A 25,454-nucleotide genomic window follows, 5' to 3' on the forward strand; every position below is an offset into this window, starting at 1 on the left:
TGGCTATATAATTTACGTGAGGCTTTCTGTCAATGAATTGCCCGGTCAGGATGTATTGCGCAGCGCTGTAATCTCTGGGGTGTAACCGGACCGGACAAGATCCCTAGGATCGATCCGATGACGGGAAAACGGATTTAACTCTTCGGGTTGCCAACCGGGTCAGCGATTCAGCCGCACAGACCCCAAGGCTCGTACTCTAAAGCTTTCACACAGCCTCGAGATGCTTGAGTAATGATCTCTTCGCACCCTGGATGTGTTCGCGTGTGAGTGTGGCGGCAAGGTCCGCGTCCCCGGCTTCGCAGGCATCCATGATGCCGAAATGTTCGCGGCCCGCGCGTTCCATGCCATTTGACATGACCAGCTGCGCGCGGGTCTGACGTTCCACCCGGTCGATGGCGTTTCGGGCGATTTCCTTGAAGAATTTCAGGTCGCTGGCACTGTAAAGCGTTTCGTGGAAATCCCGGTTGAGATCGCCCCATTCCATGGAGTTTTTCGAGGCGGAGAAGGCAGCGCATTTTTCACGCGCCTGTACCAGCAGCTCCCGCGTCATCAGAGGTACGGCATTCTTGATGATTTCGGGTTCGACCAGGGCCCTCAAGTCGAAGATCTCATTGGTTTCGGTTGGCGACAGGCCGGCGACAACCGCGCCCTTGTAGCGCTGGGTCTTGACCAGCCCCTGTTCTTCCAGGCGCGAGATGGCTTCGCGCACCGGAATGCGGCTGGTGTTGAAAAGGCGGGCGATTTCGTCCTGGCGAAGTGGTTCACCTTCTTCCAGCTGGCCCTGGATAATGGCTTTCCTGAGGGCGTCGAAAACGATCGAGGACGCGGACGCGGTTGCGGATATGTCCATCGAAGTCAGTTTCATGGGCCGTTTCTCCTTGAAGTCGTCTTTTAAGCGAAGCGCCCGGGCCGGGAAAGCTGAAATCCTTTTGAATATTTTATATTGAATATTGGATCCAAATTGGTTTATCAATCTCTGCAATAAGACTTTCCCCGGCGATGCCACGAAGAGCGTCACCTGCGTTTTCTTGATGACGTGTGCCGAGAAGGCGCCCATCTTGGTGACGACGGACCTGCACCCCGACAAGACGCGGTGCAGACACGGCAGGCCTGCATCTGAAGGAGTGAATGATGACAACGAATATCTTTTCCGGCTGCATGCCTGCGTTGATGACGCCTTGCAAGGCTGACCGCACACCGGATCATGATGCGCTCGTCAGAAAGGGGCAGGAGTTGATCGCGGCCGGCATGTCGGCTGTTGTCTATTGCGGGTCCATGGGTGATTGGCCGTTGCTGACCGACGAGGAGCGCATGGAAGGGGTCGCCCGGTTGGCGGGCGCCGGTGTGCCGGTTGTTGTCGGTACCGGTGCCATCAATACCAGATCTGCCGTCGCCCATGCGACGCATGCCGCCAGGGTCGGCGCTCATGGGCTCATGGTCATTCCTCGGGTGCTGTCCCGGGGCAGCTCACCCAATGCGCAGCGACACCATTTCAGCGCAATCCTGTCGGCCGCGCCCAAACTTCCGGCGGTTATCTACAACAGCCCCTATTATGGTTTTGCAACGCGCGCAGATCTGTTCTTCGACCTGCGAAAGGAGTTTGCGAACCTGATTGGCTTCAAGGAATTCGGCGGTTTGGATGACCTGCGTTACGCAGCCGAGAACATCACGTCACATGACGACAAGGTCACGCTCATGGTCGGCGTCGACACCGCTGTTCTGCACGGTTACGTCAATTGCGGTGCGACCGGCGCGATCACCGGGATCGGCAATGCCCTCCCGAAAGAAGTTCTGCATCTGGTCAGGCTCTGTCAAAAGGCGGCTGAAAGCAACGTGGAAGCGCGCCAGAGGGCGCAGGAACTGGAAGTAGCGCTCGGCGTCCTGTCCAGTTTTGATGAAGGTCCGGACCTGGTTCTCTATTACAAGCACCTGATGGTGTTGAACGGCGAGGATGAATATCGTCTCCACTTCAATGAGACAGATGCCCTGACGGATGCGCAGCGCAATTATGTCGAAGCGCAATACCGTCTCTTCAAGACATGGTACGCCGATTGGTCGAGGCAGGGAGGAGTGGTCGCTGAATGCGCGTGATCGACAGTCATACGGCCGGTGAACCGACCCGTGTCGTGGTTGATGGCGGACCGGATCTCGGGTCCGGAACGCTGGCCGAGCGCGCTGCGCGCCTGGAGGCGGAGCATCTGGATTTTTGCACCTCGGTCGTGCTGGAGCCGCGCGGGCATGACGCAATCATCGGCGCGCTCTTGTTGCCGCCCTCGCGAGACGACTGCGTTGCCTCGGTGATCTATTTCAACAACCTGCAGAACCTTGGCATGTGCGGGCACGCGTCTATCGGTCTTGGGGTGACGCTTGCCTACATGGGCCGGATCGAACCGGGCCGTCACAGGCTTGAAACCCCGGTTGGCGTTGTCGAAATCAACCTCCGTGACGAAAACACCGTGTCCGTGACAAATGTCGAAAGCTATCGTCACCTGAAAGACGTCACTGTCGACGTGCGCGGATATGGCAGTTTTACGGGCGACGTTGCATGGGGTGGCAACTGGTTCTTCCTGGTCAAGGACAGTCCGATTGATCTGACGTCTGCGAATATCAGACCGCTCACCGATCTGACCCTGAAAATCCGTGAGGCGCTTGAAGAGAACGGGATTACCGGCGCTGGGAGCGCCTGGATCGATCACATCGAACTCTTCGGACCGCCTCGGTCCGCGTCTGCGAACAGCCGCAACTTTGTTCTTTGCCCTGGCGGAGCATATGACCGTTCCCCCTGTGGCACAGGATGTTCTGCAAAGCTCGCCTGCCTCGCCGAAGACGGGCTTCTTGAACCTGGTCGGGAGTGGCTGCAGGAAAGCGTTATCGGCAGCACATACCGGGCCAGCTATCACCTTGGAGAGAACGGGGCTGTCGTTCCGACGATCACCGGGGAAGCCTTTGTGACGTCGGATGCGACCCTGATTTTCAATCCGGCGGATCCGTATCGGCTCGGCATCCGAAGCGAAGGTTAGCAAGGGTTTGTCTCGGCCATGACGGACAACAACGCCCACGACATTGTGGTGGTTGGCGCCGGGATCATCGGCATCAGCACGGCCTTGGCGTTGCAGGCGCAGGATCGGTCCGTCCTTGTGCTGGACCAGGACGATGGCAAGGCGAAGGCGTCTGAAATGAATGCCGGCGCTTTCGCTTTCACCGACATTGTGCCTCTGGCAACGCCCGGCATCATGCGTAAGGCGCCGAAGTGGCTGCTGGATCCGCTCGGTCCGCTTTCGGTTCCGCCGGCGTATGCCTTCAAAATCGCCCCGTGGATGTTGCGGTTCTGGCGTGCCAGCTGGCCGGACCGGTATCGTCACTCCCTGAGCGCGCAGGCAGCCCTGATGGAGATCACCCGAAATGCGCTTGAAAAGCAAATCGCAGAGACGGGCGCAGATCATCTGTTCCAGCGCGAAGGTCAATTGCAGCTCTATGAGGGCGAACGGGAATTTCGCGCCAGTCTCGACACCTGGGATTTGCGGCGCGACCACGGCATTCCGTTTGAACTACTGGAAACACGGGATGCGATCGCGGCTATCCAGCCAGGCATTGATGCCCGTTTCACCCATGCCGGCTTTACGCCCGACTGGATGAATATCTGCGATCCTGCAAAGTGGTTGAAGCACCTTTCAGAGATCTTTGTGGCGCGCGGCGGGAGGATTGAAAACAGCGAGGTCAGGTCCGTTCGGCCAGGCGAGACCGCAGTCGCCTTGATCACGTCCTCCGGTGAAATCTCATCACGCCAGGTCGTTGTGTGCGCAGGCGCGTGGTCCGACAGGATTGCGCGGACATTCGGAGACCGGTTTCCGCTGGAAACCGAACGCGGTTACAACACGACGCTGGACCCTGGCGCTTTCCATCTGAAAACGCATCTGACCTTCGGCGGTCATGGATTTGTGGTCACGCGCATCAATGACGGCATCCGGGTGGGCGGCGCCGTTGAACTCGGCGGCCTCGTGCTTCCGCCGAACTTCAGGCGCGCAGAAACGCTGCTTAACAAAGCCAAGCGTTTCCTTCCGGATCTGAAAACGGAAAACGGCAAGCAATGGATGGGGTTCCGTCCTTCCATGCCGGACAGCCTTCCGGTCATCGACAGATCGCCGACCGACCGCCGTGTGTTCTATGCCTTCGGGCACGGTCACCTCGGGCTTACCCAGGCGGCTGGAACCGCCGAGCTTGTATCGGCGCTAATCAGTAACAAGACCCCGCCAATCGACGTGAGCGCGTTCTCTGCGCGCAGGTTCTAAGGATACACTCATGAGAATTACGGCCATCAATGTGTTTCAGGTCGGACTGCCGCTGAAAGAAGGCCGCTACAGCTGGTCCAACGGCAACTTCATCGAGGTCTTCGACAGCACCGTCGTCGAGATTGTCACCGACGAGGGTCTGAAGGGCTATGCGGAGTGCTGCCCGCTCGGATCGGCCTATCTGCCGAGCTTTGCACGTGGCGTCCGGGCAGGTCTTGAGGAGTTGGCGCCTCAACTTATCGGTCAAGACCCGCTCAATATCGGTGAGGTCAACCGCGTCATGGACACCGCTCTGCGCGGACATCCCTATGCCAAGGCGCCCATCGACATTGCCTGTTGGGATCTTCTCGGCAAGGCGACGGATCTGCCGGTCTATACGCTGTTGGGCGGCGCGGCGCAGGACGATGTGGTTCTATACCGGGCGATCAGCCAGGAAGCGCCGGATGTCATGGCGAAGAAGATCGAGGGGTATGCAGCCGAGGGTTACACCAAGTTCCAGCTGAAGGTCGGGGGCGACGCCAATGACGATATAGAGCGCATCCATGCAACCCGCACGGTCCTGAAACCTTCAGATCTTCTGGTTGCCGACGCCAATACCGGCTGGACCCGGCACGAAGCTGCCCGGGTCGTCGGTGCGGTGTCCTCGCTCGACGTCTATATCGAGCAACCTTGCCTGACCTATGAGGAGAGCGTTTCGATCCGCCGCAGGACGGGGCTGCCCTTCATTCTGGACGAGGTCATCGATGGTCCGAACATGCTTGTGCGCGGCATTTCGGAAGATGCCATGGACTGCATCAACCTGAAGATCTCAAAGGTTGGCGGTCTGACCAAGGCCAAGCTGATGCGCGATCTGTGCGTGCTGCATGGCCTGCCGATGACAATCGAGGACACCTGGGGCGGTGACATCACCACCGCCGCGATCGCACACCTTGCCCGTTCAACTCCGGCCGAATTCACCTTCTCCGCAACCGATTTCAACAGCTACGGAACCGTTGATATCGCGGAAGGAGCCCCGAAGCGTGTCAATGGCCGCATGACGGCAGCGGACCGGCCGGGCCTTGGCATCACTCCGATATTCGAAGCTCTCGGCGAGCCTGTCGCCATCTATTCTTGAGGTTCAACCATGCGCAGCAGCAAAACCATTCATGTGATCTCCTGCCACGCCGAGGGCGAGGTCGGAGATGTCATCGTGGGCGGCGTCGCGCCTCCGCCGGGAGAGACGATCTGGGACCAGCGCAGCCACATTGCTGAAGACCAGACGCTGCGCAACTTTGTCCTCAATGAGCCGCGAGGAGGGGTTTTCAGGCATGTCAATCTTCTGGTTCCGCCAAAGAATCCGGACGCCGATGCCGCCTTCATCATCATGGAACCGGAAGATACCCCGCCCATGTCCGGTTCCAATTCCATCTGCGTGTCGACGGTTCTCCTGGACGGCGGCATCGTGCCGATGACGGAACCTGTGACTGAACTTCTTCTGGAAGCACCTGGCGGGTTGGTACACGTGAGGGCGGACTGCAGGGAAGGGAAGGCAGAACGGATCTACGTCCAGAATGTTGCAAGTTTCGCAGACAAGCTGGACGCGTCTCTTGAAGTCGAGGGCTTTGGCACACTGACGGTCGATACCGCCTACGGCGGAGACAGTTTTGTTGTCGTCGACGCCGCCGCGCTTGGATTTTCCATTGAGGAAAGCGAGGCGGCCGACATAGCCAGGCTCGGTGTCCGCATCACCAACGCGGCGAACGCGCAGCTCGGGTTCAGCCACCCCGAAAATCCGGACTGGGATCATATATCGTTCTGCGCGTTTTGCGGCCCGTTGACCGCGACTGACAAAGGACTGACAGGCCGTTCGGCGGTCGCAATTCAGCCGGGCAAGGTCGACCGGTCGCCCACGGGGACGGCAGTCTCGGCCCGCATGGCCCTGATGGCGGCTCGCGGCCAGATCTCCGTTGGACAGGAGTTTGAGGCAAAATCAATTATTGGTTCCACCTTCACCGGCAAAATCCTGGGCGAAGCTTCTGTAGGTTCCAGGCCGGGCATCATCCCTCAGATCAGTGGGCGCGGTTGGATCACCGGCATTCACCAGCACATGCTGGATCCAGCCGATCCATGGCCCGGTGGATACAAGTTGAGCGACACATGGGGGGCGTGAGGTCTGCCGGAGGCGCGCCTTTGTGCGGCAAATTTGCCGATTTTTGACGCCGGGCGACGGTAACTTGGTATAGTGCCCTGGTTGGGAGGGCCGGAGCCTGTCGCCCCATCCCGCCCATCTGCAAGGCGACGTTTGAAGGGCAGACCCATTGCCCCGCCGAAGCGGATCAATTACCTAATGCACTGCATTCGGTCGGGCACTGAATGCCCTTCCCGCAGATACCTGAAAGGACTTTTCAAATGTCTCTTCGCATCAATGACACGGTTCCCGATTTTACGGCTGAGACCGACCAGGGACCGATCAGCTTTCACGAATGGATCGGCGACAGCTGGGCCATTCTGTTCAGCCATCCGAAAGACTTCACACCGGTTTGCACAACCGAGTTCGGTGTTGTCGGTCAGCTGAAGGACGAATGGGAAAAGCGCGGGACCAAGGTTATCGGCGTTTCAGTCGACAGCGCGGAAGACCACAAGAAATGGAAGCTCGACATCGAAAAGGTCTCCGGCGCGACGCCCGGTTTCCCGATCATCGCCGATGACGGCCTGAAGGTTTCCAAGCTGTTCGACATGCTACCCGCCGAAGCTTACCTGCCTGATGGCCGCACACCGGCTGACAGCGCCACGGTCCGCTCCGTCTTCATCATCGGTCCGGACAAGCAACTAAAGCTGTCCATGACCTATCCGATGACGGTTGGCCGCAACTTTGGGGAAGTCGTCCGCGCGCTTGATGCCCTGCAGACATCTGCAAAGGGTGTTGCCACACCTGCCAACTGGAACGTGGGTGAAGACGTGATCATCCCGCCGTCCGTCAATGATGACGACGCCAGAGCGAAGTTCGGTGAGTTTGATGCTGTGCTGCCGTATCTGCGCAAGATCAAGGCGCCTGCATAGCGCACTGCGCGGATCGATCTTAAAGTAGGTCCCGGAGGATGGTTTGTGCTGTCACCCCGGACAAGCGAAGCGCTGATCCGGGGCCTACTCAAAGAACCGCTAGCAGCAGCCTAGCGATTCTATCCGATGGACAACTGCTGGTCAGGCAGCTTCTCTGCAAACGAGTGGGCCCCGGCTCTTGCTTTGCGCAGCCGGGGTAACACTGATTTCGCCGTCTTAGCCTCTCGGCGAGCAGATTTGCAGAAGCGCCGCCAGATGGTCGGGCGTCGCCAGGCCGATGCAACAGGCATGCACGGTCAACAGAAATGCAGTCAGGACCGTGCCAGTTGCCAGCGCGAGCATCAGCGAGGGATCCTGACGGATCTCTTCAATCGTTGAAACGGCTGGTCCGGCGTCTTGCGTCTTTTCCATGAGTTCCTCCCCTCGAGAGCGACGCGTCGGGATAAGTGTCAACCCGGACGCGCTGATAATCAAGTCACCGGCTCTTCGGTCGACGCTTCCGTCTTCTTGCCCCCGAAAAGGCCGCCGAGCCAGCCCTTCTTCTGGTCGGGCGCGTCAGCCTCTGCCGTTTCGGCAGCAGCTTCCGCTGGCGCCGTTGGTGCCACCTGCTCGGCAAAGGCGGTAAAGAATTCACCGGCCAGGCGCTTGGCAGTCGAGTCGATCAGCCGCGCGCCGAGTTGGGCAAGCTTGCCGCCAACCTTTGCGTCGACGTCATAGTGCAGGATGGTCGCGTCGGGTCCGTCCTCTTCAAGGCGAACCTTCGCACCGCCCCGCGCAAAACCGGCGACACCGCCGGAACCCTCGCCCTCGATCGTATAGCCGTTCGGCGGATCGAGATCGTTCAGGGTGACCTTGCCGCCGAATGTCGCTTTTACCGGGCCAACCTTGAGCTTCACCTTTGCTTCCAGCTCGGTGTCCGAGTGTTTGATCAGCTCTTCGCAGCCCGGAATCGAAGCCTTGAGCACGTCCGCATCATTCAGTGCTTCCCAGACCTTTTGCCGGGGGGCTTCAATGCGCTGGCTGTCGTTCATTTGCATGTCGCGTGTCTCCAATAGAGATGTCAGATAAATTCAACGTTGGTCTGGCGCTGGTCCTTGCGGCGGATCACCAGTAATTCAGCGAGAATGGACAGCGCGATTTCCTCTGGAGTGATGGCTCCGAGATCGAGACCGGCCGGGCCTTCGATGCGCTCCAGCGCCTCTTCTTTCACGCCCTTTTCGCGCAACTTGTCTTTCAGCGCGGCAATCTTGCGCCGGCTGCCGACGAACCCGATGTGCCGGGCCGAAACAGCCAGGGCGCCTTCGAGAGCCGCGAGATCGCCGCGACCCTGTGTCGACACAAGAATGTAGGTTTCAGCGTTGCCCAACGGATCAAGATCGTAGCCATCGATCCGTTTGGGTGTGCCGGGGAAAGCGGTGAGCTCCTCGGCGGGTGCGCTGACCGTCACGTCGAACCCGATGGTTGGTGCTTGCTTGGACAAGGCGATGGCGACCGGGCTGGCACCGCAGATGACCAGGTTTGGCCGGGGCAGAACTGGCTCGACGAAAATGTCCATGGTGCCCTTGCTCGGACACATGTTCCTCGCGAACTGGACTCCCTCGCGCTCTTCTCCCGCTTCAACGCCGAGGTCAGCCAGAAGATCTTCCGGCTGAATTGAGATCAACCGGGTCTCGCCATCATCAAGCGCAGCCTTTGCTGCCTTGATCACTGCGGCGCGGGCGCATCCGCCGCCGATCCATCCGCCGACAATCGAACCGTCCTTCGCGATAACCGCCTTCGCGCCCGCTTTCGCCGCGGTCACGGAAATCGTCCGGACGACCGTTGCAAGCGCAAAAGGCTCGCTTTCGGTCTGTAGCCGGTTCATGAGCGGTTGCAGGTCGCTTGTCAGCTCGGGCGCGGCGCCGGTTTGCGCGGTCGGTCGGGAAGAGTGCTTCATCGGTTCGTCTCCCATGGCATCACAGCTTGGCCAGGTAAGGTTCGAGTGCGGCGAGGCTGTCGAGATTGTGCGCCGGAGCGAACAGGTCGACATGCGGCAGCGCCGCCTGCATGCCGCCGGCGGTCGGCTCATAGCCTTGCCAGCCGATCAGCGGATTGAGCCAGACGATCCGCTTGCAGCGTCGGCGAAGCCGGGCCATCTCTTCACCCAGGGCATCCGGCGCGCCGGTGTCGTAGCCGTCGGACAGGATCAGGACGCAGGTGCGCGAATGGATGACGCGGGCCGCGTGCCAGCGATTGAATTCGGCAAGCGCCTCGCCGATCTTCGTGCCGCCGCCGATCCCCTGCGCCATCAGGCCCATCCGGTCGAGCGCACGCGCTGCGTCGCGTTCTGAAAGTGCAGATGACACGTGGACCAGCCGCGTGTGAAACAGGAAGGCTTCGGCCTCTCGGAAATTGTCCAGCATGCCATGCACGAACCGGGTGAAGACCGCGGTGTAGTTGTTCATCGAGCCCGAGGCATCGAGCAGGATCACCAATCTCAGCTGCCGGTGGCGCGGACCTTTGCGGATCAGTTCGATCGGCGTGCCGCCATGAGCAATCGAATGTCGGATCGTCCGCCGCAGATCGAGGCGCGGACCCTTGCGTTTTTGCTTGTCACGGCGCGTGAGGCGCACGCGCATCGACCGGGCCAGCCTCTCGGCCAGTTCATGGGCTTTCGCGATCGCTTCGGGATCATGCAAGTTACGGAAATCGATCTGGCCGAGATTGTCCGCAATGCTGGCACCTTCCCGGCGACCGGACGGACTGTCGTCCGTGTCCTCGTCCTCTTCGCCCGGCTGACGTTCGACATCCCCGGCAATCGTCTCCTGCCGGGTGCCTTGCGCATCCATGAGTTCACGGATGGTCTTCATGCTCTTTTTAGAACTGGTGCCAGAGACCTTCACGCCCGACTTCACACCTTTTCCGGACCAATAGGCATCGAAGAGTTCGTCAAACTTCTTCCAGTCCGACAAGCGGCCGCAAAAGAGGGACCTGAATGCGCCCTTGAGACTGTGCGGTTTGCGCATGAACGGGGACTGCAAAAGAGCGAGCGCGTCTCTTGTCTCGGCCAGCCCGACCTTGAAACCGCTGTCCCGGAGCGAACGCACGAAGCCCGCAAGCCGAAGCCTGAGTGCGGCGCCGATCTCATCGCTTGAGTCCATTTGAACGGCAGCCATCACCTCAGGCCACCTTTCCCAAAAGCCGGTCGGTGACTTCCTGGGTTACACGTGCCTGATCCTCGCGAGTCTTCAACACGCAGGCGAGCGTGTCGAACACCAGTTCCCGGTTCTCGTGCAGGTCTTTTGCGCCGAGACCCAGGAGAGCCGCTGCCCAGTCGATTGTCTCGGCAACACCGGGAACTTTCGTCAGGTCTTCCTTGCGGAGCTTGCCCATCAGCTCCGCGATCTGCAAGGCAAGGGCAGCATCAAGTCCATCAACGCGCGCCAGCAAGATACGGGCTTCCCGGTCCGGCGACGGATAATCCACGTAGTGATAAAGACAGCGGCGGCGGAGCGCATCGGACAGTTCCCTTGTGCCGTTCGATGTCAGCACGACGCGCGGAATGCTTGCGGCATGAACCGTTCCGAGCTCGGGGATGGATACCTGGTAGTCCGACAGGATCTCCAACAGAAACGCCTCGAATTCTTCGTCAGCCCGGTCGACTTCGTCGATCAGCAGTACGGGCGGTTTCTCCTGCCGGATCGCCGCCAACAAGGGGCGTTCGAGAAGGTATTTCTCTGAAAACACTGCCTCCTCGACCCGTTCGGCATCTTCGCCGGAGCCTTCACGAGCCTTGATCGCAAGCAGCTGGCGCTGATAATTCCACTCATAGATCGCGTCGGAGCGGTCGAGACCCTCATAACACTGAAGACGAATGAGATCCGTTTCCTCCAGCTTTGCCAGCGCCTTGGCGACCTCGGTCTTGCCCACGCCCGCCTCGCCCTCCAGGAGAAGCGGACGGTTCAGCATCTCCGTCAGCGTCAGCGCGGTCGCGAGGCCGTGGTCTGCCACGTAGCCTGTCTCTGAAAGCGCTTCCGCCAATTGTTCCCTGGTTTTGCTCATCGGGTTCGTCTTGTTCACCTGTTCTCGATCTCGTCGTCATTGCCGGACCTGATCCGGCAATCCATGCCGATGCCTGTCATCCAGGTTCGTGAATGTGAAGCCGGCAACGAAGCGACATGAATTCCATGGTCGAGCCGTGGAAGGACCGAAGAGAGGTCATCGCGGATTGACTGACCGGAGGCCGGCCTTTCCGCGATTACCTGATCGTTCAGCCGTGCGCGCCGAGATCCTTGGCGGCCTGCCAGATGCGCCAGGCGTCATGAGGCATCTGGATATGGGTGTTGCCGAGGAACTGGAACGCGTCGTTGACAGCGTTCGAGAACGCCGGAACGCCGCCCACATTCGGGCTCTCGCCGACACCTTTTGCGCCGATCGGGTGATGCGGGCTCGGGGTCACCGTGTGGTCGGTCTCCCAATGCGGGGTTTCCACGGCGGTCGGGATGAAGAAATCCATGAAGGACGCGCCGAGCACGTTGCCCGTCTCGTCGTAGCGGATCTCCTGACCCATAGCGATCGCGAAGGCTTCGGTAAGGCCGCCATGGACCTGGCCCTCGATGATCATCGGGTTGATGCGTGTGCCGCAATCGTCCAGCGCATAAAAGCGTCGGGTTGTTGCGACACCCGTATCGACGTCGATATCCATCACGCAGAAATAGGCGCCGAACGGATAGGTCATGTTGGGCGGGTCATAATAGCTGACCGCTTCCAGACCCGGCTCCATGTTTGGCGGCGGAGCGTGGTAGGCGGCCCAGGCAATTTCCTTCATCGACTTGCGCGCTTCCGGATTGCCTTTCACCTGGAAACCGTCGACGTCCCACTCTAGGTCGTATTCGGAAACTTCCAGCATATGTGCCGCGATCATTTGCGCCTTGTTGCGGATCTTGCGAGCCGCAAGTGCAATGGCAGCGCCTGCGACCGGCGTTGAACGCGAGCCATAGGTCCCCAGACCGTAAGGCGCCGTATCGGTATTGCCTTCCTCGACCATGATGTCGTCAGCCGGAATGCCGATCTCCGTCGCGATGATCTGCGCCCAGGTGGTCTCGTGGCCCTGCCCCTGGGACTTGGTGCCCATGCGCGAGATAACGGACCCGGTCGGATGAACGCGGATCTCGGCACTGTCGAACATGGCAACACCCAGGATGTCGCAGTTCTTGGACGGGCCTGCGCCGACGATTTCGGTGAAGAAGGAGACGCCGATCCCCATGATCTCGCGGGTCTCGCCACGCTTGAAGGCTTCCTGCTTGGCCTTCTGTTCGGCGCGCAGTTCACGATATCCAATCGTGTCCATCGCCTTCTGCATCGCTGTGTGATAGTCGCCGCTGTCATACTCCCAGCCGAGAGCGGACTGGTACGGGAACTGGTCAGCCTTGACGAAGTTCTTGATGCGAAGGTCCGCCGGGTCCATCTCCAGCTTCTGCGCAAGAATGTCCATCGCACGTTCGATGCAATACGCCGCTTCGGTCACCCGGAAGGAACAACGGTAGGCGACGCCGCCCGGTGCCTTGTTGGTGTAGACGCCATCGACCGAGAGATGCGCCGCCGGGAAGTCATAAGATCCCGTGACGATGTTGAAGAAGCCGGCCGGCCATTTCGACGGGTCAGCGCAGGCATCGAACCCGCCATGATCGGCAAGGACATGCACTTTCAGGCCAGTCACGGTGCCGTCGTTCCTGGCGGCTATTTCCGTGGTCATGTGGTAGTCGCGGGCAAAGGACGTGGTCGAAAGGTTCTCCATCCGGTCCTCGACCCATTTCACCGGCACGCCGGTGACAATGGAGGCGACAATCGAACAGATGTAACCGGGGTAGGCGCCGACCTTGTTGCCGAAGCCGCCACCGATATCCGGCGCGATCACGTGGATCTTGTGCTCCGGGATGGTGGACAGGAGCGAGGCAACGGTGCGGATGACATGGGGTGCCTGGAAGGTCCCCCAAACGGTCAGTTCTCCCTTCACCTTGTCCATCGACGCGACGCACTGGCAGGTTTCCAGCGGCGACGGGTGCGTCCGGTGGTAAGAGATCATCTCGTTGATGGTCACGTCCGCCTCTGCGAAGGCTTTCGCAGTTTCGTCCTTGTCGCCGACTTCCCAGTTGAAGATGTGATTGTGGTGCTTGCGCGGGCCATGCGCACCTTCGGTCTTGCCGTCAAGGTCCGGACGAAGAACCGGAGCGTCCGGATCCATCGACTTGAAGGGATCAACCAGCACCGGGAGTTCTTCATATTCGACGTCAACCAACTGGATGGCGTCGTCTGCGATGTAACGGTCTTCGGCAACGACGAAGGCGACTTCCTGGTTCTGGTAAAGGACCTTGCCGTCCGCGAGCACCATCTGGACGTCGCCCGCGAGCGTTGGCATCCAGGCCAGATTGACGCCTTTCAGATCCTCGGCGGTGAGCACCGCGATCACGCCCGGGATTTTCAGCGCCTCGGTGGCGTCGATCTTGGTGATCTTGGCGTGCGGATAGGGTGACCGCACGAAATCGCCGAACACCATGCCGGGCAGCTTCAGGTCGTCGACATACTGGCCCTTGCCCTGCGTGAACCGGACATCTTCAACGCGCTTGCGCTTGCAGCCCATGCCTTCCAGGGCGGCTTCGCGCTGTTCCCGTGTCGGGGTCATGTCATTCATTCTGCAGCCTCCTGGGTTTCAGGCTGATTGAGTTTTTCGGCGGCATACTGGATGGCCTTGACGATGTTCTGGTATCCGGTGCAGCGGCAAAGGTTCCCGGCAATTCCCATCCGGATTTCTTCTTCGGTCGGGTTGGGATTTTCCTTCAACAGCGTGTGTGCCCGGGTGATCATGCCCGGAGTGCAGAAACCGCACTGAAGGCCGTGCATCTGGCGGAAACCTTCCTGAAGGGCCGACAGCGTGCCGTCCGGATTCGCCATGCCCTCAATTGTGGTGAGCTCAGCACCGTTGGCCTGGGCGGCAAACATTGTGCAAGATTTCACCGACATGCCGTTCATCTCGACGGTGCAAGCGCCACAATGAGACGTCTCGCAGCCGATATGCGGGCCGGTCAGGTTCAGTTCTTCTCGCAGGAAGTGAATCAGAAGCGTGCGCGGTTCGACGAAGCGCTGCACCTTCTTGCCGTTAACGGTCACCGTGACCGGGATTTGTTCGATATCGCTCATGAGTGTTTCCCTCGGTCCGGTGTTATGAACGTGCACGGTCTGCGGCGCGGGCGAGCGCGCGCTGCATCATGATACCTGCCATCTTGGTCCGGTATTCTGCAGGGCCGCGACCGTCGGAAGCCGGGTCGGTGATGGCTTCAGCAGCTGCAACAGCACTTGCCACTGTGGCGTCGTCCAGTGTTGAGCCGGTCAGGATGTTGCTCGCGTCGGCAGCGTAAAGTGGCGTGTCCGCAACGTTTGTCAGGGCGACCGAAGCGCTCGCGACGCTCCCGCCGTTCATGGTCAGCAGAACGGCAGCTGCTGCGGTGGCGTAGTCGCCAACCTTGCGCTTGAGCTTCTCGTAGGCGTAGCCGTGACCTGCCGGAGGTGTCGGAATCTTGACGGCGGTCAGGATTTCTTCAGGTGCGAGCGCGGTGAAATAAGCCGCTTCATAGAAGTCCCGCGCCGCCACTTCGCGGTCTCCGTCCGGACCGGTCAGAACGTAGGACGCGTTCAGGCATTGCATGAGCGCCGGCATATCATTGCCCGGATCACCGTTGGCGACATTGCCGCCGAGAGTGCCAACGTAGCGGATCTGAGGATCTGCGATCAGCAGCGATGTCTCTTTGATGATCGGCAATTTTTCTGCCAGAAGATCCGACCCGATAAGCTCGTGCTGGGTTGTCATTGCACGGATGGTTATCGTGCCGCCGTCTTCGCTGATGCCCTTGAGATCGGCGATACCGCCAAGGTCTACCAGATGTTCCGGCGCCGCCATGCGCAGTTTCATCATGGGGATCAGGCTGTGGCCACCGGACAGCGGCCGGGCTTCATCGCCGTGGCTTACCAGAATGGCAACGGCTTCGGCCACGGATGATGGCCGGTGATAGGTGAATTCACCAGGGATCACGTCTTTCTCCTCCCTCTGACGGCCCGAAATACTTCGGACCGAAAGCCGGACGTCGCTTTCTCTCAATGAGTCGTTCGACCGGCTGAACCGTGCATCGCCGTCGTGAGGCGGCGGAATGTCATATGTCCCCAAGGGTGCGGAGCGGTGCACTGCACACTCAAGGAGCCATGCACCGAATACCTGCCGGAATACATCGGTTGCGGAGTTTGAAGCCACGAAATGCGACAGGAAAACTGACGCATTTCGTGGAATGTGGCTCGCAACTCGTAACGATACGACCAATAAGTTATTGAAAAATATGAATTTAGACCGGAGAGCAGCTTTTGGCCGGGTCTTGCGGCTGCAAAGGGCGCCGTTCGTGCAACTTGCACGAATGACGGGCGTGCAATCGAAATATTGCATTGCACAACCGTGCAGGCGATCAATCAATGTACAGAAACTATTGCGCGGCGGCCGGCTGGTTTGGCTGGTCCGGGCCTTCGCCAAGTGCCGTCAGCCGGTCGCGAATACGGCCCCATCTGGACCGGCTGACCGGAACGGTCTGGCCGTCGTCGCCTTCGAGAACCAGCAAGCCACCGTCGCCTGAGCGTTTGAAACTGGAAACACAGGAGAGATTGACGATGTGACTGCGGTGAACCCGCTTGAAGACCTTCGGATCGAGCTGCTGCTCAGCTTCGCTGATCGAGAGCGGACAGAAATACTCCCGCTGCCCGTCATAGAGCTTGGTGTAATGGGCATCGGCATGGACGGCTGCGATGTCCGAAACGCTGATCTGCGCTTTTTGACCATCGCGCTCAATCGGCAGGGTCCGCCTTGAACCTGTCGTCGATTTTCGCGGCGTGGCTGCTGCAGCCTGGAGACCGGCGGCAGCACGCTTTGAAGCCTCTTCAGCGGGCTTTTGCTCGACCGGCTCTTCAACAACTTGGGCTTCTGGTGCCACGTCCGCGGCAAGGCCTGGTTCTTCAGTCTTTGTAGTTTCGGCGTTTTCGGCCGGCACAAGGGCCAGAAGAAACAGCCCGGACACGAGAAAGGCCACGCAGGATACGAAAATCGCCAGGGTGCCGGGGCCGAGCGACGGCGCGGACAGGTCACCGGCTGCCTGCGTCAACTCGTATGTCATGCCGGACATGGCGGTGTAGTGCATGGCGGAGATGGCAAGTGCCATGACCGCGGCTGAAACAACAATGGGGGGACGCTTGCCGAGGCCGAACAGCAACCACAGCGCCAGACCGGCTGCATTGAAAGCTATCAGGAAGCTCGCCAGAACATAGGTCGGGCTGTGGGCCATCTGAAGCGAAGTGTGCAGGGAATACATGCCGAGATAGTGCATCGTGCAGATGCCCGTTCCCATCACGAAAGCTGCCAATCCAAGCCTGAACGAGGTCAGGCGGCGATTGCTGGCCGTGAACACGGCGACACCGACAACGAGGACGCAAACAAGAAAGGAAAGCAGCGTCGGCAGGACCAGGAAATCGACACCAAGCGGAAATCTGACCGCGAGCATACCAACGAAATGCATGGACCAGATAGCAAGGGCAAGCGTCAGCGCGGCCCCGACCAGAAGCAAACGCCGCCGGGGGTCAACTGCATTGCGAACCTGAACTGCCAGACTTAAACCAACAAAGCTTCCCTGAAAGGCCATAACCAGGGAAAGCGCAACGAGCCAGGGCTCGTGCGTCACTGTCATGCCGAGGCTCTCCTCCCTCTTTGCCCGTTTCTGCCTCACGAACAGGCACTCGATTACCCATGATAGGGTAAAGGGTCAGGGGCAGCAATCATGTCTTCCGGTGCATCGGTTGCAAAGACCCGGGCCAATGATCTGCAGTTACTGCAGGAACCAGTCCCGTGCATTTTCGTGGCAAATGCGCCGGATCAGTCCGTCCGTCAGATCCGGCGAATCGGGAACGCTGCCGTCCTCGATCCAACGGCCCACCATCCGGCAGACAAGGCGCCGGTAGTATTCGTGCCGCGGGAAGGACAGGAAGGACCGGGAATCGGTCAACATGCCGATAAATCGCGACAAGAGCCCCATTTGCGCAACCTGTTCCAGGTGACGCTCCATGCCATCGAGCTGATCATTGAACCACCAGGCCGGGCCGGACTGGATCTTGCCGGGCTCCGACCCGTCCTGGAAATTGCCCGCAGTCGTCACCAGCACCTCGTTGAACGCCGGGTTCAGGCAATAAAGGATCGTCCGCGGGAGTCCGCTGCGCCGGTCGATCTGATCGAGCAGAGCGTTCAGGGCTCCACCGACTGCCTCGTCCGAGATGGAATCGCCGCCCATGTCCGGTCCGAGAGTGTCGAACAGTCTGCTGCTCCGGTTCCGGAAGGCGCCGATGTGAAACTGCATCACAATGTTGCGGCCCCGATAGGCCTGTCCGAGTTCGATCAGGACAGCCGCCTTGAAATCTGCTTCATCCTGCGCCGTGACAGGCTCACCGTTTCGGCCGCGCACAAGAATGGCATCAAGCTCATGTCTCGCGCGCTTCACGAAAGGTCTGATGTCACTCAGGCCGTGATCGCTTGCCTTGCAACCGAGCGTCACGAAATGATCAAGACGTTTGAACAGGGCGTCAATGAGGTTTTCAAAACGCTCGATCACAGTGCCCGAAACCGTCTGGAGCTCTTCACAGTAATTTGCGAAATGCGCGCCGCCCGGCGTTAGGATTTTGTCCGGACGAAAACTGGGCGCCACCTGGAATGGGAGCGCGGCGTCAGCTTGAACCCTGGAATGAAAAGCCAGGTCGTCGCAAGGGTCGTCTGTTGTGCCGACGTAGTCGACATGCATCTGTTTCAAAAGACCACGCGCACCGAAGCCAGGCTGAGCAAGTTTTTCGTTTGCCATCTCCCAGACTTCGTCTGCGGTCTCCGGTCCGAGAACACCGTCCCAGCCGAAATAGCGGCGCAGTTCGAGATGGGTCCAGTGGTAAAGGGGGTTTCCAAGGCAGTGAGGGATGGTTTCGGCGAAGGCGTTGAATTTCGCGCGATAATCTGCCGGCCCGGTGACCAGGTCTTCCCCAATGCCATTCCAGCGCATGGCGCGCCACTTGTAGTGATCACCTTCCAGCCAGATTTCACCGATGGAGCTCCAGTGCCGGTCGTCTGCGATGGCTGCAGGATCGAGGTGATTGTGAAAGTCGATCAGCGGCAGCGGCGCGGCGATCTCGTGAAAGAGACGCCGGCTGGCGGGTGTGTCGAGCAGGAAATCCGGTCCGAGAAAGGGTGCGGTCATGGAAGATGTCCTGCTATTGGAGGGCAGCGGCGATTGACTTTGCGGCACCGTTCACACCAAGCGCTTCATACGCGGTTTGGATCCGGCTCACAAAATCCCGAGACGCCGGCAGGTCGGTACCGAAAACCACCGCAAGCGACAGCAAGTTGTTTACATAATCCGCCCCGTCCGATCGGGTTGCGAACGCCTCGAACTTGCCGGAAAGCGGATCGTTGATGGGTAGGTGGCCGCCGATTTCGGACCGGCCGCGGCAATACCGCATCCAGCCCGCAACGGCCAGAGCGGCAAGCGGCCACTCGGTGCCACTTTGCAAATGCTGTCGGATCGGGGCAAGTAACCTTTGCGGCAGTTTCTGGCTGCCGTCACTGGCAATCTGCGTCGTTTTGTGGCGAAGCGCCGTGTTTGAAAATCGCTCGATCAGCGCGTCGGAATATCGCGAAACATCAATCCCGTCCGGAAGATCGAGCGTTGGTGCCTGTTCGTCCAACATCAGTCTTTTGGCGGCGGTCAGAAAGACGGGGTCGGCCATGCAGTCCGAAATCGTTTCCTTTCCGGCGAGCGCGCCGAGATAAGCCAGGAAGGAATGTGATCCGTTCAAAAGACGCAGTTTCATGTCCTCAAATGGGGCGACGTCGGCGACAAACTGAGCGCCGGCAAGGTCCCAGGCCGGTCGGTCGCCGGCAAAACTGTCCTCAATCACCCATTGGCGAAACGGTTCACACAGGACGCCGTTCGGATCGGGATGGCCAAGTGCGGCTTCAAGCTTTTGCTGCGATGCTTCCGTCATGGCTGGCGTGATCCGGTCGACCATGGAACAGGGGAAGCGGCATTCCGCCTCGATCCACCTGCTCAAGTCCGGGTCGAGCTGTTCTGCAAATTCAAGCACCGCCTGGCGGCAAAGCGTTCCGTTGGCCGGAAGATTGTCGCAGGACAGGATTGTTATTCCGCCAAGGCCGGCCACCTGCCTTAAGCGCAGGCCTTTCGCAAGGATTCCGATGGCAGTTTCTGCATCGTCTGCTTCGCGAAGGTCCCGCACGACAGCCGGGTTGTTCATGTCGAGGTGGCCGCCGGACAGGCAGTACCCCTTTTCCGTAATTGTCAGCGTGATGACAGAAAGATCTGGATCAGCGATCTGCGCGAGCAGCGCTGAAAAGCCATCCCGCTTCGGATGCAGCGTTTTGACGACTGCCCCGATCTCGCGAAGCATGAGGTCATCATTCGACATTTCACCAACCGTGAACAGATGATCCGCCTGGTCGAGCAGGGTGAGTTCGCCTTCGCCAGAATGGAGCCGCGTCACGACGGCGCCCCAGTCGCTGCTTTCGTTGCGGAGCAGCTCGTCGTGAAACACCATGACATGCGCTTTTGCAAATGCGCCGAAACCGACATGCAGCACTCGGGGACGCAGCCCGGATCGGTCGTAGGTTACGTGCAATTGGGTTGAGATCGGTTCGCTCATAACGTCTGTGCTGCCTGCTGAAAGGAATGCGCCTCAAGAATGGCCAAGGTGAACCCGTGCTGGTCCTTGACCCGCAGACTCACCCGGTGGTCCATTCGCCTACTGAGTTGCCAGGCTTGGTGCGCTTGCATTCTTGTTTCCCAAAGGCCGGCAACGTCAGAATTCGCAGATGGTAGCGGGTCGCGGCTTGATTAGAAATGCGCCAGGAACGAAAACTGGTCAACCAATTTCCCAATAATGGTTGACTGAATTTTAGAATTGGCCGAACAATTTTTCGCCCTTACATAAACCGACGATCCTTGAGCCATTGGGTTCAGACCGGAGACCGGAACGATGCTCGAACGCTCGCAACTTGCCGACAATGCGCTGCAGGCGCTGCACGATGAAGACTATGATGTGCCGTTCAATACGCAGTCCCTGAACCATGAAGGTCTGATTTTCATGGGTGGACGGACGTCGAAGAGTCTAGACGGTGACTGGACTTTTTGTGTCGATCTTCTCGATACTGGCCTACGTCAGAAATGGTTCTCCATGGTGCCGGAGTTGCCCGAAAATCGAACCGAGCCGTGGGACTACGATCCCTTCATGGGCGAAACCGTTCCTGTCCCGTCTAACTGGGCCATGCTGAAAGAAAAGTGGTACTTCTTCGAAGGCAGCGCCTGGTACACACGCGCGCTCGACTTCGGAGAAATCAGTGACGCCAAAAGGCAGTTTTTGCGTTTCGGCGCGGCGGGCTATGACTGCAAGGTTTTCCTGAACGGCGAATTCCTCGGTAATCACTACGGCGCATCGACCCCGTTTTGTGTCGAACTCACCGGGAAACTGCGCCCAGGCCGAAACTGGATCATGGCCTGTGTAAACAACACCCGCACACGGGACCGGGTGCCCATGCGCAACACCGACTGGTTCAACTACGGCGGCCTTTATCGCGAGGTCAGCTGTTTTGAGACACCGAAAACCCTGCTCAAGGATTTCTTCCTGTTTCTCGTGCCCGACGGCTCATTTTCCAGGATTTGCGCCGAGGTGGAAATTTCAGGCGCTCAGAGCGGTGACGCCGTTTTGACCATTCCTGAGCTGGATATTGAAGAGAAGATCCCGATCCGGGACAGCAAAGGCAGCGTGACCTTGTCGGCGCGGCCTCAACTGTGGAGCCCGGAAAATCCGGTTCTTTACGATGTCAGTCTGGCGCTGGACGAAGACAGGGTCTCGGACCGGGTCGGTTTCCGGCAGATCGAACGACGGGGCACCGACATTGTTTTGAACGGCGAGACCCTCTTTTTGCGCGGTATCTCTGTTCACGAAGACGATGCAAACTCCGGCAAAGTGACGTCGGAAACGGATCTGCGCCGGCGGTTTGCGCACGCAAAGGAACTCGGCTGCAATTATCTGCGCCTCGCGCATTATCCGCATCACGAAAAGGCCGCCGAGCTCGCCGATGAACTGGGTTTTCTGCTTTGGGAGGAAATACCCGTCTATTGGGCCATCGATTTTGCCAATCCGGGAACCTACCGGGATGCGGAAAACCAGTTGGCCGAACTGATCAAGCGAGACCGCAACCGGGCCAGCGTCATCATCTGGTCCGTCGGCAATGAAAACCCGGACACGGACGCCAGGCTGGACTTCATGAAGAGGCTGGCGGAGACCGCGCGGCGGCTCGATCCGACGCGCCTCACGTCAGCAGCTTGCCTGGTAAACCACGCCAACAACCGGATCGAGGACCGGCTCTCAGAACATATCGATGTCATCGGGCTCAACGAGTATTACGGCTGGTACGAGACGGATTTCGACGATCTTGCCGCCATCGGGCGCAACTCGGATCCGGACAGACCGGTGGTGATATCCGAAACAGGGGCAGATGGTGTTGTCGGAGAAAAAGGTCCTGACAAGGGACTTTTCAGCGAGGATTATCAGGCCGAAGTCTACCGCCGGCAGATCGCGGCCCTCAGGGAGCTCGCCTATGTCAAAGGCATGTCCCCATGGATACTTTACGATTTCCGGGTGGAGCGGCGCCAAAATATCTTTCAGAACGGCTACAACCACAAGGGACTGATCGCCGCCGATAAGAAAACCAAGAAAAAGGCGTTCCACATTCTCGCGGAGTTCTATCGCGAGATTGAAGCCGGGACGGGAACGACTGGGAGCGTGTCATGAGCGGTGACACCCCAAAACGCCGCTACCAGGAAATAGCGGAATTGCTTGCAAGGCGCATTGCCGGGGAAGGCTACCGGCCCGGCGACAGGTTTCCGACCGAGCGGCAGATTTCTCTGGAACTTGGCATCAGCCGCTCGCTCGTGCGCGAAGCCTTCATCATGCTGGAAATCGAGGGCTATCTGGATGTGCGTAAAGGGTCCGGTAGCTATGTCGCGGCCGGTGAAAAAATCTCGCTGAACGTTCAAAAGTCGGATTTCGGTCCCTTTGAGCTGCTCCAGGCACGCCAGCTTCTGGAAAGCAGCATTGCCGGCTTTGCCGCCTCGACAATTACCAAGAGCGACATTCTTCAGCTTCGCGAAACGCTCGAGTTGGAGCGCAAGTCGATCGCGAACAGTGAAGCAGATTATGCTGCCGACCGGCAGTTCCACCTTCTGATTGCCGAAGCGACCCAGAACAGTGTTCTGGTGGCGCAGGTTGAGGATCTCTGGAAGAAACGAGAGACCAGTTCCATGTGGGCGAGACTGCACGAGCGCATTTTCGATCTCAGCTACCGGATGAAATGGCTTGACGATCACGCCGTCATTCTCGAAGCGCTGCGCCATCGCAACGCAGACCAAGCCCGGCAGGCCATGTGGCAGCACCTGGAAAATGTGCGGCTGACCCTGCTTGATCTCTCCGATGTCGATGATCCGGAGTTTGACGGATATCTTTATGCGCCGTCCGCAGCCTCACCCTGATCAAGGGAAATGAGAAGGGTGTCGAACAAGCGCCCTAAACTTTTCGGCGACTGTTTCAATCCACTGCTCGGCGTTTCCCGTCCGATCTCAAGAAGCACGCTTGACCTGCCGCCGGTTCCGGCTACATCCATTGCCGGTACCACCAAGCGTAACCACGGGAACAGTCGATACATGTCCGAAGATACGAAAACCGCTGCCAGCACAGATGAAGATGGCCCGGACATCATCGTCATTGAAAATCTGCTGTTGCCGGCCGAGATCGGGGTTCTCGACAGTGAGAAAGGGCGCCGTCAGTCCGTCCGGTTCGACGTGGAGATCGAAACGGTGCCGGGCTACCGTCGTATCGTCTCGGAAAGCGGTACCTATGTGTCCTATGCGGATACTGTCCTCTTCATACAGCAAAAGGCCAAAGACGGCGGCCACGTGGAACTTGTCGAGGAGTGGGCCGAAGCGATTGCCGCGTTTGTTCTTTCCAACCCACTTGCTGCAAGGGTCGTGGTCAAGGTCACCAAGCCGGATATCTTCGAAGATGCGGACGGCGTCGGGATCCGGATCGCTCGCAGGCGAACCTGAGTTGACTTGCTGTCCCGCCGCACCTCCCTATGTGCTCCAAGACCCCAATCCACCCGGAGACCCGACTTCATGATTTCCGCCGATCGCATTCTGCCGCTTTGGCTCAAGTACCGCGATGCCCTCGAAACACCGATCCAAACGTTCGAGTTCCCGAAATTCGGTCGTCGTTTTGAAGACAAGACCTATCAGATGGGTGTCCTCAACCTGTCGCCTGACAGCACTTATCGTGAAACGGTCTGCCACACACTCGAAGCCGCCCTCTACCGTGGACGCCGAATGACGCTCGAGGGAGCAGCCATGGTCGACATCGGGGCGGAGTCCACGGGGGAGACGGCTGACATCGTTTCCATCGAGCGGCAGATCGATCGCATGCGCCCTGTGGTTAAGGCACTGGCCGATGAGTCGATCCTGGTCTCTGTGGAAACCTATCATCCAGAGGTGGGTGTTGCGCTTCTTGAAGCCGGCGCCGGCGTCGTCAACGTGACCGGACGTATTGACGACCCGGCTTTCTATGAGGCCGTTGCCCTTCACCAGGCAGGCGTTGTGCTCTGCTACACGCCGGGCGAAAACGCGCGCTCCGAAGACTACCTGCCACCCGCCGAGGATATTTTCGATCACCAGCTGACCTTCTTTAAAGAACGGATCAGCCTGGCAACCAATGCCGGTGTGGAACGGCTCTGGGTTGATCCCGGCTTCGGCTTTGCATTGCATTTGCCGGATGGGCCGGACAGGATCCGCTATCAGACCGACAGCATCTTGCAGTCGTTTCGCTTGCGCGAGCTTGGATGGCCGGTGACGGTGCAGTTAACGGGTGCCGTCTATCTGTTTCGGGACGAAGTGCGGGTCGCTCAGACCAGTGCAGCGACCATCGCGGTGTTCTCGAAGGCCAATCTGGTGCGCAGCCACGAAGTCTCCCGGGTGCAACCGGTGCTGAACCTGCAGGAATTTGTCTAACCAGACCGAGGGAACGAACATGGCAGCCGACCAGATCGCACTTGTAACCGGCGCGGGAAAGCGCCTCGGAAAGGCGATTGCCAAGGGCCTCGCCAAAAAGGGTTACGCAATCGGGCTTCACTACAATTCATCCGTGGGAGGGGCTCAGGACCTCCACGACGAGATCCTTGCCGCTGGCGGCAGGGCGGTGCTGCTGCAGAAGGATCTCAGCCGGCCCGAACTTGCCGGCGACCTGATTGGCGAGACATCAGACGCGCTCGGTGGACCGGTTTCTGTCTTGGTCAACTCCGCGTCCGCCTTCAACACTGACAATCTTCACGACCTGACGCTTGAAAGCTGGCAGTTCCTGATGAATGTCAACGCGGCTGCACCTGTCTTTCTCATGCAGGCCTTCGCCAACCAGGACCCGTTGCCGGAAAACGGGTCGATCGTGAATATGCTCGACACCCAGATGCTCTCGGCATCGCCGGAAAGGTTCAGCTATTTCTGCGGTAAGTTCGCCCTGGATGGTGCCACACGGCTGGCAGCTTTCGAACTCGGGGCGAAGAGAATAAGGGTCAATGCGATTGCTCCGGGCCTCATTCTGCCAAGTGACCAGACCCAGGAAAACTTCGACAGCCGTCAGAAGCTGACGCCGCTCGGCCCGGGACTTGGGCCGGACGATATCGTTGGGGCGGTTCTTTACCTTGTCGATGCGAAACAGGTCAGCGGGCATACCTTCGTTGTCGACGCGGGCCAGCGCCTGATGGGCTTCGGAAATTCGCCGATCGGTTAGGTCCTGATCCGACGGAATCCTGCGGGTTCTGAATTAGCTGACAAAAGGTTAATATCCACCGGCGCGACGCACCCTGCACTTTTCGAAAAAAAAAGCAAAACTTCTGTTGACGGTTTTATATTGTGTGCGTATAACGCGGTTCATCGACGGCGGTATTGCTGCTGGCGACAAGGTTTTGTG

Annotated in this window: 23 protein-coding genes; 11 read left to right on the forward strand and 12 right to left on the reverse strand. The window is 59.2% G+C overall.

Translation table 11 applies throughout. The annotated features are described in order from the left end of the window. Positions 1-205: 205 nt before the first annotated feature. Positions 206-865: a GntR family transcriptional regulator gene (locus tag RBB47_RS23765; protein ID WP_305988393.1), complete on the reverse strand. Its 660-nt coding sequence runs from the start codon at positions 863-865 to the stop codon at positions 206-208. A 266-nt stretch (positions 866-1,131) separates the two neighbouring features. On the opposite strand from RBB47_RS23765, the gene RBB47_RS23770 reads away from it, so the two are divergent. The 6 genes from RBB47_RS23770 to RBB47_RS23795 all read left to right on the forward strand — a co-directional run bounded on the left by RBB47_RS23770 (position 1,132) and on the right by RBB47_RS23795 (position 7,328). After that, a complete protein-coding gene (locus tag RBB47_RS23770; RefSeq protein WP_305988415.1) occupies positions 1,132-2,091 on the forward strand; it encodes a dihydrodipicolinate synthase family protein in 960 nt (319 codons plus the stop codon). Further along, on the forward strand, positions 2,082-3,020 hold the full coding sequence (locus RBB47_RS23775) for a proline racemase family protein (protein WP_305988394.1): 939 nt from the start codon (positions 2,082-2,084) through the stop codon (positions 3,018-3,020). Before RBB47_RS23770 ends, RBB47_RS23775 begins: the two co-directional genes overlap by 10 nt. A gap of 18 nt (positions 3,021-3,038) precedes the next feature. Further along, positions 3,039-4,289 (forward strand): FAD-binding oxidoreductase, encoded by a 1,251-nt coding sequence (locus tag RBB47_RS23780; protein WP_305988395.1) that lies wholly within the window; start codon positions 3,039-3,041, stop codon positions 4,287-4,289. 10 nt (positions 4,290-4,299) lie between these two features. Then, positions 4,300-5,403 carry a cis-3-hydroxy-L-proline dehydratase gene (locus RBB47_RS23785; protein ID WP_305988396.1) on the forward strand — a complete coding sequence of 368 codons (1,104 nt, stop codon included), beginning with the start codon at positions 4,300-4,302 and terminating at the stop codon, positions 5,401-5,403. Between the two features lie 9 nt (positions 5,404-5,412). Further along, on the forward strand, positions 5,413-6,438 hold the full coding sequence (locus tag RBB47_RS23790; protein WP_305988397.1) for a proline racemase family protein: 1,026 nt from the start codon (positions 5,413-5,415) through the stop codon (positions 6,436-6,438). A gap of 239 nt (positions 6,439-6,677) precedes the next feature. Next, positions 6,678-7,328 carry a peroxiredoxin gene (locus RBB47_RS23795; protein ID WP_305988398.1) on the forward strand — a complete coding sequence of 217 codons (651 nt, stop codon included), beginning with the start codon at positions 6,678-6,680 and terminating at the stop codon, positions 7,326-7,328. Between the two features lie 216 nt (positions 7,329-7,544). On the opposite strand, the gene RBB47_RS23800 is transcribed toward RBB47_RS23795, so the two are convergent. From RBB47_RS23800 to RBB47_RS23850, 11 genes are all read right to left on the reverse strand, one after another. Then, on the reverse strand, positions 7,545-7,739 hold the full coding sequence (locus tag RBB47_RS23800) for a hypothetical protein (RefSeq protein ID WP_305988399.1): 195 nt from the start codon (positions 7,737-7,739) through the stop codon (positions 7,545-7,547). 59 nt (positions 7,740-7,798) lie between these two features. Next, positions 7,799-8,365 carry a carbon monoxide dehydrogenase subunit G gene (locus tag RBB47_RS23805; protein WP_305988400.1) on the reverse strand — a complete coding sequence of 189 codons (567 nt, stop codon included), beginning with the start codon at positions 8,363-8,365 and terminating at the stop codon, positions 7,799-7,801. A gap of 23 nt (positions 8,366-8,388) precedes the next feature. After that, positions 8,389-9,264, reverse strand: a complete 876-nt coding sequence (locus tag RBB47_RS23810; protein ID WP_371932842.1) for an XdhC family protein — start codon at positions 9,262-9,264, stop codon at positions 8,389-8,391. A gap of 19 nt (positions 9,265-9,283) precedes the next feature. After that, positions 9,284-10,483 carry a VWA domain-containing protein gene (locus tag RBB47_RS23815; protein WP_305988401.1) on the reverse strand — a complete coding sequence of 400 codons (1,200 nt, stop codon included), beginning with the start codon at positions 10,481-10,483 and terminating at the stop codon, positions 9,284-9,286. A gap of 4 nt (positions 10,484-10,487) precedes the next feature. After that, on the reverse strand, positions 10,488-11,369 hold the full coding sequence (locus tag RBB47_RS23820) for a MoxR family ATPase (protein ID WP_305988402.1): 882 nt from the start codon (positions 11,367-11,369) through the stop codon (positions 10,488-10,490). A gap of 208 nt (positions 11,370-11,577) precedes the next feature. Continuing rightward, positions 11,578-13,998: an aerobic carbon-monoxide dehydrogenase large subunit gene (locus RBB47_RS23825; RefSeq protein WP_305988403.1), complete on the reverse strand. Its 2,421-nt coding sequence runs from the start codon at positions 13,996-13,998 to the stop codon at positions 11,578-11,580. Then, complete coding sequence (locus RBB47_RS23830) at positions 13,995-14,504, reverse strand: (2Fe-2S)-binding protein (RefSeq protein WP_371932843.1); 510 nt, start codon at positions 14,502-14,504, stop codon at positions 13,995-13,997. Before RBB47_RS23830 ends, RBB47_RS23825 begins: the two co-directional genes overlap by 4 nt. 22 nt (positions 14,505-14,526) lie before the next feature. Further along, the gene (locus tag RBB47_RS23835; protein WP_305988404.1) at positions 14,527-15,393 is read right to left on the reverse strand and encodes a xanthine dehydrogenase family protein subunit M; all 867 of its coding nucleotides are present in this window, start codon (positions 15,391-15,393) and stop codon (positions 14,527-14,529) included. A 439-nt stretch (positions 15,394-15,832) separates the two neighbouring features. Beyond that, positions 15,833-17,080 (reverse strand): MHYT domain-containing protein, encoded by a 1,248-nt coding sequence (locus RBB47_RS23840; protein WP_305988405.1) that lies wholly within the window; start codon positions 17,078-17,080, stop codon positions 15,833-15,835. A 138-nt stretch (positions 17,081-17,218) separates the two neighbouring features. Beyond that, the gene (uxaC, locus tag RBB47_RS23845) at positions 17,219-18,625 is read right to left on the reverse strand and encodes a glucuronate isomerase (RefSeq protein ID WP_305988406.1); all 1,407 of its coding nucleotides are present in this window, start codon (positions 18,623-18,625) and stop codon (positions 17,219-17,221) included. A gap of 13 nt (positions 18,626-18,638) precedes the next feature. Beyond that, positions 18,639-20,084, reverse strand: a complete 1,446-nt coding sequence (locus RBB47_RS23850) for a mannitol dehydrogenase family protein (RefSeq protein WP_305988407.1) — start codon at positions 20,082-20,084, stop codon at positions 18,639-18,641. 333 nt (positions 20,085-20,417) lie between these two features. Between RBB47_RS23850 and RBB47_RS23855 the strand changes: the two genes are divergently transcribed. The 5 genes from RBB47_RS23855 (at position 20,418) to RBB47_RS23875 (ending at position 25,274) form a co-directional block, all read left to right on the forward strand. Beyond that, a complete protein-coding gene (locus tag RBB47_RS23855) occupies positions 20,418-22,235 on the forward strand; it encodes a glycoside hydrolase family 2 protein (protein WP_305988408.1) in 1,818 nt (605 codons plus the stop codon). Further along, the gene (locus RBB47_RS23860) at positions 22,232-22,972 is read left to right on the forward strand and encodes an FCD domain-containing protein (protein ID WP_305988409.1); all 741 of its coding nucleotides are present in this window, start codon (positions 22,232-22,234) and stop codon (positions 22,970-22,972) included. The genes RBB47_RS23855 and RBB47_RS23860 overlap by 4 nt, the downstream gene beginning before the upstream one ends. 171 nt (positions 22,973-23,143) lie before the next feature. Further along, on the forward strand, positions 23,144-23,545 hold the full coding sequence (locus RBB47_RS23865) for a dihydroneopterin aldolase (protein WP_305988410.1): 402 nt from the start codon (positions 23,144-23,146) through the stop codon (positions 23,543-23,545). A 69-nt stretch (positions 23,546-23,614) separates the two neighbouring features. After that, positions 23,615-24,499, forward strand: a complete 885-nt coding sequence (locus RBB47_RS23870) for a dihydropteroate synthase (protein WP_305988411.1) — start codon at positions 23,615-23,617, stop codon at positions 24,497-24,499. 19 nt (positions 24,500-24,518) lie between these two features. Then, positions 24,519-25,274: an SDR family oxidoreductase gene (locus RBB47_RS23875; protein ID WP_305988412.1), complete on the forward strand. Its 756-nt coding sequence runs from the start codon at positions 24,519-24,521 to the stop codon at positions 25,272-25,274. Positions 25,275-25,454: the final 180 nt, after the last annotated feature.

This window comes from Roseibium sp. MMSF_3544 (assembly GCF_030732845.1).
Classification (GTDB): Bacteria; Pseudomonadota; Alphaproteobacteria; order Rhizobiales; family Stappiaceae; genus Roseibium.

What these genes read in the sequence shown, in the direction of transcription:
- RBB47_RS23830 (WP_371932843.1), bottom strand. Translation starts at nt 14,504, where the DNA reads ATGAGCGATATCGAACAAATCCCGGTCACGGTGACCGTTAACGGCAAG.
- RBB47_RS23820 (WP_305988402.1), bottom strand. Translation starts at nt 11,369, where the DNA reads ATGAGCAAAACCAGGGAACAATTGGCGGAAGCGCTTTCAGAGACAGGC.
- RBB47_RS23785 (WP_305988396.1), top strand. Translation starts at nt 4,300, where the DNA reads ATGAGAATTACGGCCATCAATGTGTTTCAGGTCGGACTGCCGCTGAAA.
- RBB47_RS23815 (WP_305988401.1), bottom strand. Translation starts at nt 10,483, where the DNA reads ATGGCTGCCGTTCAAATGGACTCAAGCGATGAGATCGGCGCCGCACTC.
- RBB47_RS23805 (WP_305988400.1), bottom strand. Translation starts at nt 8,365, where the DNA reads ATGCAAATGAACGACAGCCAGCGCATTGAAGCCCCCCGGCAAAAGGTC.
- RBB47_RS23825 (WP_305988403.1), bottom strand. Translation starts at nt 13,998, where the DNA reads ATGAATGACATGACCCCGACACGGGAACAGCGCGAAGCCGCCCTGGAA.
- RBB47_RS23780 (WP_305988395.1), top strand. Translation starts at nt 3,039, where the DNA reads ATGACGGACAACAACGCCCACGACATTGTGGTGGTTGGCGCCGGGATC.
- RBB47_RS23810 (WP_371932842.1), bottom strand. Translation starts at nt 9,264, where the DNA reads ATGAAGCACTCTTCCCGACCGACCGCGCAAACCGGCGCCGCGCCCGAG.
- RBB47_RS23795 (WP_305988398.1), top strand. Translation starts at nt 6,678, where the DNA reads ATGTCTCTTCGCATCAATGACACGGTTCCCGATTTTACGGCTGAGACC.
- RBB47_RS23875 (WP_305988412.1), top strand. Translation starts at nt 24,519, where the DNA reads ATGGCAGCCGACCAGATCGCACTTGTAACCGGCGCGGGAAAGCGCCTC.
- RBB47_RS23870 (WP_305988411.1), top strand. Translation starts at nt 23,615, where the DNA reads ATGATTTCCGCCGATCGCATTCTGCCGCTTTGGCTCAAGTACCGCGAT.
- RBB47_RS23860 (WP_305988409.1), top strand. Translation starts at nt 22,232, where the DNA reads ATGAGCGGTGACACCCCAAAACGCCGCTACCAGGAAATAGCGGAATTG.
- RBB47_RS23800 (WP_305988399.1), bottom strand. Translation starts at nt 7,739, where the DNA reads ATGGAAAAGACGCAAGACGCCGGACCAGCCGTTTCAACGATTGAAGAG.
- RBB47_RS23850 (WP_305988407.1), bottom strand. Translation starts at nt 20,084, where the DNA reads ATGAGCGAACCGATCTCAACCCAATTGCACGTAACCTACGACCGATCC.
- RBB47_RS23775 (WP_305988394.1), top strand. Translation starts at nt 2,082, where the DNA reads ATGCGCGTGATCGACAGTCATACGGCCGGTGAACCGACCCGTGTCGTG.
- RBB47_RS23765 (WP_305988393.1), bottom strand. Translation starts at nt 865, where the DNA reads ATGAAACTGACTTCGATGGACATATCCGCAACCGCGTCCGCGTCCTCG.
- RBB47_RS23770 (WP_305988415.1), top strand. Translation starts at nt 1,132, where the DNA reads ATGACAACGAATATCTTTTCCGGCTGCATGCCTGCGTTGATGACGCCT.
- RBB47_RS23855 (WP_305988408.1), top strand. Translation starts at nt 20,418, where the DNA reads ATGCTCGAACGCTCGCAACTTGCCGACAATGCGCTGCAGGCGCTGCAC.
- uxaC (WP_305988406.1), bottom strand. Translation starts at nt 18,625, where the DNA reads ATGACCGCACCCTTTCTCGGACCGGATTTCCTGCTCGACACACCCGCC.
- RBB47_RS23840 (WP_305988405.1), bottom strand. Translation starts at nt 17,080, where the DNA reads ATGACAGTGACGCACGAGCCCTGGCTCGTTGCGCTTTCCCTGGTTATG.
- RBB47_RS23790 (WP_305988397.1), top strand. Translation starts at nt 5,413, where the DNA reads ATGCGCAGCAGCAAAACCATTCATGTGATCTCCTGCCACGCCGAGGGC.
- RBB47_RS23865 (WP_305988410.1), top strand. Translation starts at nt 23,144, where the DNA reads ATGTCCGAAGATACGAAAACCGCTGCCAGCACAGATGAAGATGGCCCG.